This window comes from Microbacterium sp. C448, from assembly GCF_000582705.2.
In the GTDB taxonomy this organism is placed as follows: Bacteria; Actinomycetota; Actinomycetes; order Actinomycetales; family Microbacteriaceae; genus Microbacterium; species Microbacterium lacus_A.
This window is the reverse complement of sequence record NZ_HG779755.1, coordinates 1-6,633: the sequence shown is the minus strand read 5'-3', so window position 1 is coordinate 6,633 and position 6,633 is coordinate 1. Positions and strand designations below refer to the sequence as shown.

General features: G+C 67.8%; 9 protein-coding genes. 6 read left to right on the top strand and 3 right to left on the bottom strand.

Annotation, left to right across the window (positions count from 1 at the left end):
* Nucleotides 1-20: 20 nt before the first annotated feature.
* Both MIC448_RS12725 and msrB read right to left on the bottom strand, forming a co-directional pair.
* The gene (locus MIC448_RS12725) at nucleotides 21-560 is read right to left on the bottom strand and encodes a nitroreductase family protein (protein ID WP_036300338.1); all 540 of its coding nucleotides are present in this window, start codon (nucleotides 558-560) and stop codon (nucleotides 21-23) included.
* Nucleotides 557-958 carry a peptide-methionine (R)-S-oxide reductase MsrB gene (gene msrB, locus MIC448_RS12720; RefSeq protein ID WP_036300336.1) on the bottom strand — a complete coding sequence of 134 codons (402 nt, stop codon included), beginning with the start codon at nucleotides 956-958 and terminating at the stop codon, nucleotides 557-559. The genes MIC448_RS12725 and msrB overlap by 4 nt, the downstream gene beginning before the upstream one ends.
* A 72-nt stretch (nucleotides 959-1,030) precedes the next feature.
* On the opposite strand from msrB, the gene MIC448_RS12715 reads away from it, so the two are divergent.
* The 6 genes from MIC448_RS12715 to groL all read left to right on the top strand — a co-directional run bounded on the left by MIC448_RS12715 (nucleotide 1,031) and on the right by groL (nucleotide 6,219).
* The gene (locus MIC448_RS12715) at nucleotides 1,031-2,038 is read left to right on the top strand and encodes a DUF2332 domain-containing protein (protein WP_036300333.1); all 1,008 of its coding nucleotides are present in this window, start codon (nucleotides 1,031-1,033) and stop codon (nucleotides 2,036-2,038) included.
* A 27-nt stretch (nucleotides 2,039-2,065) separates the two neighbouring features.
* A complete protein-coding gene (locus MIC448_RS12710; RefSeq protein WP_036300331.1) occupies nucleotides 2,066-2,335 on the top strand; it encodes a DUF3263 domain-containing protein in 270 nt (89 codons plus the stop codon).
* 58 nt (nucleotides 2,336-2,393) lie between these two features.
* Nucleotides 2,394-2,960, top strand: coding sequence for a LytR C-terminal domain-containing protein (locus MIC448_RS12705; protein WP_036300328.1), 567 nt, complete (start codon nucleotides 2,394-2,396; stop codon nucleotides 2,958-2,960).
* A 159-nt stretch (nucleotides 2,961-3,119) separates the two neighbouring features.
* On the top strand, nucleotides 3,120-3,326 hold the full coding sequence (locus MIC448_RS12700; protein ID WP_036300326.1) for a cold-shock protein: 207 nt from the start codon (nucleotides 3,120-3,122) through the stop codon (nucleotides 3,324-3,326).
* A 69-nt stretch (nucleotides 3,327-3,395) separates the two neighbouring features.
* Nucleotides 3,396-4,478, top strand: coding sequence for a DUF3048 domain-containing protein (locus MIC448_RS12695; RefSeq protein ID WP_081766401.1), 1,083 nt, complete (start codon nucleotides 3,396-3,398; stop codon nucleotides 4,476-4,478).
* Nucleotides 4,479-4,599: 121 nt separating this feature from the next.
* Nucleotides 4,600-6,219 carry a chaperonin GroEL gene (groL, locus tag MIC448_RS12690; RefSeq protein ID WP_036300323.1) on the top strand — a complete coding sequence of 540 codons (1,620 nt, stop codon included), beginning with the start codon at nucleotides 4,600-4,602 and terminating at the stop codon, nucleotides 6,217-6,219.
* Between the two features lie 80 nt (nucleotides 6,220-6,299).
* On the opposite strand, the gene MIC448_RS12685 is transcribed toward groL, so the two are convergent.
* Nucleotides 6,300-6,633 (bottom strand): WXG100 family type VII secretion target (locus MIC448_RS12685; RefSeq protein ID WP_306342151.1); only part of this gene is annotated, 334 nt, incomplete at its 5' end.

The window sequence follows — 6,633 nt, the reverse complement described above, 5'->3', positions numbered from 1 at the left end:
GGGTGGCGGCGACGGCGGCGCTAAGGGCGGGGCATCCGCGAAACGAAGCGCGAAGCATCCACGCCGCGACGGAAGCCGCCGCGCGTGCGCTCGGGCTTCTTGCCCACGTACAGCCACCCCAGCAGCTCTTCGTTCTTCTTCAGCCCGTGCGCCTTCGCGACGGCCTTCGCCCGTGTGTAGTGCCCGGTGCGCCACAGCACGCCATAGCCCGCCTCGTCGAGCAGCAGGCTGAGCATGTGCGCGACACCGGATGCCACGGCCTCCTGCTCCCAGCGCGGCACCTTGTCGCTCTTGCGATAGCTCGCGACGACCGCGATCAGGAGCGGTGCGCGGCGCGGCTTGCTGGATGCGCCCTTCTCGCCCTCGGCCTTGTTGATCGCGCGGCCGAGCGTCTCACGATCGTCCCCGCGCAGTTCGATCAAGCGCCAAGGGCGCAGGCCCGAGTGGTCCGCGACGCGCCCGGCGGCGGAGACAAGCTCGAGCAGTTCGTCGTGCGTCGGCGCCTCGTCCGTGACCTTCGACCACGAGCGACGCGCCCGGACGGCGTCGAGCGCGCTCACTTCTCGGGCTCGAACGACAGGGCGAGCGAGTTCATGCAGTACCGGTCGCCCGTCGGCGTCCCGTAGCCGTCGGGGAAGACGTGACCCAGGTGCGATCCGCATGCGGCGCAGCGCACCTCGGTGCGCATCATGCCGAGCGAGTCGTCTTCGATGAGCTCGACTGCGTCGGGACGGACGGATTCGTAGAAGCTCGGCCACCCGCATCCGGAATCGAACTTCGTGCCGCTCTCGAACAGCTCGGCGTTGCACGCGCCGCACGTGTACAGGCCGGCGCGGCCCTCGTCGAGCAGCTCGCCGCTGAACGGCGTCTCGGTCGCCGCCTGACGCAGCACCGCGAAACGGTCGGCGTCGAGTTCTGCACGCCACTGCTCGTCGGTCTTGGTGATGCTGTAGTCCATCGCACACTCCTGTCTTCCTCTCCATTCAACCCTGCGTGCGCACCGCCGGACGCATCACGCTTGAATGGGCGGGTGACGGTCAGGGACGAGGTAGCGGAGCGGTACGAGCGTTTTGCGCTCGTCGAGGCTCCGGGTCGATCCGCGCTGTACGCCGAATGGGCGAGCGGTGTGGCGACGGATGCCTCCGCGTGCGACGTGATCGGACGGCTCCCGGCCGATCGCCGCCAGCCGCCGTTGGTGTTCGCCCTCGCCCGCTTGCGGGGGGCGCCCGAAGGCGGCGGGTATGCGGCGTTCGCCGATTGGCTCGTGCAGCACGGCGACGAACTCGTCGCAGACGCATCCGTCCGCTCCCTGCAGACCAACGAACCGCAGCGCTGCGCTGTGCTGCTGCCCGCGCTCGCGGCGATAGAGGGGCCGATCGCGCTGATCGAACTCGGGGCGTCCGCGGGCCTGTGTCTGCTGCTCGACCGGTATTCGTATCGGTACGGCGGAGCGGGGAGCGTGGCCCTCGATCCTGCGGACGGCCCCTCAACGGTCGTGCTCTCGTGCGAATTGCGCGGCGACCGCGTCTCCGAACTGCGTGTGCCTGAGCTGCGCATGCCCGAGATCGTCTGGCGTGCCGGGCTGGACCTCCGCCCGCTCGATTCGTCCGCCCCAGATGACCGTCGCTTCGCCACGGCTCTCGTCTGGCCCGGCGAGACAGGCCGAGCGGCGCGGATTGATGCGGCGCTCGATCTTGCCGCAGCCGAGCGCTTGCGTATCGACGCGGGCGACGCCACCGATCCCGAGGCGCTCCGGCTGCTGGTGGATGCGTCGCCGTCGGAGGCGACGGTCGTGGTGTCGACCCCCGGCCTCCTTCCGCACGTACCCCGTGCCGGTCGCGAGCGGCTGTTCGATGCGCTCGCCGAGCTGCGGGGTGAGGGCGCCCACTGGGTATCGCTCGATCCGCCGGCCCTTCACCAGCGGTGGACGACACCGGTCGACGCGAGCGGATGGCCGGGGTTCGTCCTGAGCCACGACGAACGTGTTCTGGCGGCCGCCGATCCGCTTGGCGCGTGGCTGGAGTGGCGCGCGAGCTGAAGCGTCCGCCCGACCTACCCTGGGGTCATGGCCGAGTCTCGGAGTGATGCCCTCACTGTGGATGAGCGCGCGATCCTCGATTTCGAGGCGGAGTGGCGTCGGCACGTAGGTGCGAAAGAAGAGGCGATCCGTGCCGAACTCGACCTCGCGCCCGCACGCTACTACCAGCTGCTGGGCCGACTGATCGAGACCGAGGCGGCCCTCGCCTACGATCCGATGCTGGTCAAGCGTCTGCGCCGCGTCCGCGACCAGCGCGACGCCGAACGTGCCGCCCGCGAGGGCGCTCTGGGACTCTGAACTCCCGCCGGCCGCGGCGTTGAGGGTTCGCACACGCGACCGCCGGTAGCATTCTGAGGTGTCCACGCCCCCCACCGATCGATTCGACGACATCTCTGCGTCCCCCGGCCGTGTCGGTGCGCACCGAGCCGAGAATCCTCGCGTTCGTGGCTGGACGACCTTTCTCTGGGCGCTCGCCGCGACCATCGTCCTGGTTCTGCTGGGCATCTTCGCGAGCATGATCTGGCAGGGCAAGATCGTGCTCTTCCCGACCCCCGCGCCCTCGATCTCGATCGTCCCGACGGCCGAACCCGTCGTCGACACCTCGTACACGGTCCTCGTGCTCAACGGCACGCCCGAAGAGGGGCAGGCGACGCTGGTGAAGGACGAGCTGGTGGCGAACGGATGGCCCGAGGCCAACGTGCTCGCGGGCAACGCCGGCGACCGAGCCTTCCCGCTGACGACCGTCTACTACGCCGCACCCGAGGCGGAGGGTGCCGCTCGCGGCCTCGCCGGTGTGATCGGTGCACCCGAGGTCGTGCTCGACCCCGAGTATCCGCTCCCCGGCACTCCCGTCACGCAGCTGACCGTCGTGCTCGGACTCGACCGGGTCGAGCCCGTCGCGACCGAGACGCCCGCCGAATAGTCCGGGCGGGGTGCCCATCAAGGCACCCATTCGCCCGCATGTTTCGGCGGAGTTACGAGTTGACGGCCCCCGTGTCAACAGTTGCGCTCCCGGCTCTTTTGGCGCGATTCCGCTGGCTAGCATGACCCTGTCTCACCCGCGCAGCACAGGAGTTCACGCATGACCCAGGGCACCGTCAAATGGTTCAACGCCGAGAAGGGATTCGGCTTCATCACCGTGGTCGACGGGGGGCAGGACGTCTTCGTCCACTACTCGAACATCGACATGTCGGGATTCCGTGTCCTCGAAGAAGGTCAACTCGTCGAGTTCACCGTCGGAGCAGGGCAGAAAGGCCCACAGGCCGAATCGGTTCGCGTCGTCTCCTGACACGTCGGCTTCCGCATCACCCGTCGTGTCGACGGTGTCAGCCGTCGCGCGCGTCCTAGTCTGACGCGCATGAAGTCGCCAGCGCGGGCCCGCGCGCTCCCGCGTTCCGTGCGGCTCGCCGCAACCGTCGGCGTTCTCGTCTCGGCGCTGATGCTCGGCGCCTGCGCCGCTGAACCGGCGGAAGCGGGCTCACCGTCGGCAACCCCCAGTTCGACAGCGTCCGCCGAGCCCACGCCCACACCGACCCCCGAGGCGCCCCCGATGACCGTGCAGCCTCTGCGCGGAACGCAGGTTCCCGCCGAGACGATCACGGGGCCCGCCCTCGCGGCGAAGATCGACAATCACGTCGCGGCCCGCCCTCAGGTGGGGCTGGAGCACACCGACATCGTGTTCGAGGAGCTCGTCGAGGGTGGCCTGACCCGCTACGTCGCGCTCTGGTTCTCGGATGTGCCCGCCGAGATCGGTCCCGTGCGAAGCATCCGTCCGATGGATCCCGACATCGTGTCGCCGTTCGGCGGACTGATCGCCTACTCGGGTGGGCAGCAGCGTTTTGTGGACATGATGCTGAACACCCCCGTGCACAACGCTATCCACGGCGGAGCGGATGACCGTTTCATGTACCGCACCCGCTCCAAGGCCTCGCCCCACAACGTGCTCGTCAAGGCGCAGGAGTTGCGCGCCGCATACGCCGATGTGCCTCCGCCGGCACAGCAGTTCGCGTACTCGCAGCGCCCACAGACGGCGTCCGCCGCGGCCTACGGGAGTCCGGCGAACGGATTCGACCTGTTCTTCTCGGCCAAGGAAAGCCGGTCATGGCGGTGGGACGCGGGGTCCGAACGCTACCTGCGTTCGCAGAACGGCGCGCCCGACATGGATTCGGCGGGCGGGCAGCTCGCGGCGACCAACGTCGTCGCGCTTTCGGTGAGCATCGACTGGGCGTACGGCGACATCCCGAAGACCGTCATGGTGGGCAGCGGGCCGGCGTGGGTGTCGACGGGCGGGAAGGTCATCCAGGTCACCTGGACCAAGGCATCCGCCGACGCGCCCATCCAGCTCACGAACCAATACGGCACCCCCGTGTACCTCGCGCCCGGCAACACATGGGTCGAGCTCGTACCCAATGCGCGCGGCGGGAGCATCGCGGTCGTCTGACCTGAGTCATCCGGACTCTGCGCGGCTTGCACTCGGTGGGGGTGAGTGCCAGAATGGGCGTTAGCACTCGCCTTACCGGAGTGCTAAACCAATACCTACGTCCGGGAGGGACGACACACACATGGCAAAGATCATCGCTTTCGACGAAGAGGCCCGTCGCGGCCTCGAGCGCGGCCTGAACATCCTCGCCGACGCCGTCAAGGTGACGCTCGGCCCCCGCGGTCGCAACGTCGTGCTCGAGAAGAAGTGGGGCGCCCCCACCATCACGAACGATGGCGTCTCGATCGCCAAGGAGATCGAACTCGACGACCCGTACGAGAAGATCGGCGCGGAGCTCGTCAAGGAGGTCGCCAAGAAGACCGACGACGTCGCAGGTGACGGCACCACCACCGCTACCGTTCTCGCTCAGGCCCTCGTCAAGGAAGGCCTGCGCAACGTCGCAGCCGGCGCCGACCCCATCTCGCTCAAGCGCGGTATCGAGAAGGCCGTCGCGGCCATCTCGGCCGAGCTGCTGAAGAGCGCCAAAGAGGTCGAGACCAAGGAAGAGATCGCCGCTACCGCGTCGATCTCGGCCGCCGACACCACCATTGGTGACCTGATCGCCGAGGCGATCGACAAGGTCGGCAAGGAAGGCGTCGTCACCGTCGAGGAGTCGAACACGTTCGGCACCGAGCTCGAGCTCACCGAGGGTATGCGTTTCGACAAGGGTTTCATCAACCCCTACTTCGTCACCGACCCCGAGCGCCAGGAAGCCGTGTTCGAGGACCCCTACATCCTCATCGCGAACTCCAAGATCTCGAACATCAAGGACCTTCTGCCGGTCGTTGACAAGGTGATCCAGGAGGGCAAGGAGCTCGTCATCATCGCCGAGGACGTCGAGGGCGAGGCTCTCGCGACTCTCGTGCTCAACAAGATCCGCGGCATCTTCAAGTCGGCTGCCGTCAAGGCTCCCGGCTTCGGCGACCGTCGCAAGGCGCAGCTCCAGGACATCGCCATCCTCACCGGTGGTCAGGTCATCAGCGAAGAGGTCGGTCTCAAGCTCGAGAACACGACCACCGACCTGCTCGGCAAGGCGCGCAAGGTCATCATCACCAAGGATGAGACCACGATCGTCGAGGGTGCCGGCGACTCGGAGCTGATCGAGGGTCGCGTGACCCAGATCCGCCGCGAGATCGAGAACACCGACAGCGACTACGACCGTGAGAAGCTCCAGGAGCGTCTCGCCAAGCTCGCCGGTGGCGTCGCCGTCATCAAGGCCGGCGCGGCAACCGAGGTCGAGCTCAAGGAGCGCAAGCACCGCATCGAAGACGCCGTTCGCAACGCGAAGGCCGCCGTCGAAGAGGGCATCGTCGCCGGTGGTGGCGTGGCTCTGATCCAGGCCGGGAAGAACGTGTTCGACACGCTCAACCTGACGGGTGACGAGGCGACCGGTGCGAACATCGTTCGCGTCGCGATCGAGGCGCCGCTCAAGCAGATCGCCCTGAACGCTGGCCTCGAGCCCGGTGTCGTGGCGAACAAGGTCGCCGAGCTGCCCATCGGACACGGCCTCAACGCCGCGACCGGTGAGTACGTCGACATGTTCGCTCACGGGATCATCGACCCGGCCAAGGTGACGCGCTCTGCCCTGCAGAACGCGGCGTCGATCGCCGGTCTGTTCCTGACGACCGAGGTCGTCGTGGCCGACAAGCCCGAGCGCGTTGCCGCTCCGGCTGGCGACCCGACGGGTGGCATGGACTTCTAAGTCCCGCACGAATCACAAGAAGGGCCCCGGCATAACGCCGGGGCCCTTCTTCGTGTCTGCGCCGGGTTCTGTGCGTGCGGTCAGCGGAACAGGGCGGCGTTCGTGATCTCGGCATCCGCGTACTGTCGACCGGCCGACTCAAGCGCCAGGGTGATGGCGGCGAGGCTCTCTTCGACGTGTCGCTGCGTCGTGCGCCACCGTTCGATCGTTTCTTGGAAGGCCGCGGATGCCTGACCGGTCCACGCGGACTGGAGTTGAACGAGCTGGCCGAGCATCGACTGGGACTCGGACTGGATGCGGTCGATCGTGCCGCGAATCGCGGCGGACTGGGCGAGGACGGCGTCGGAGTCGACGGTGAAAACGGCCATGAGGGGCTCCTTGAGGTGCGGATCGGGGTCGCCGAGTGCTGGCGGA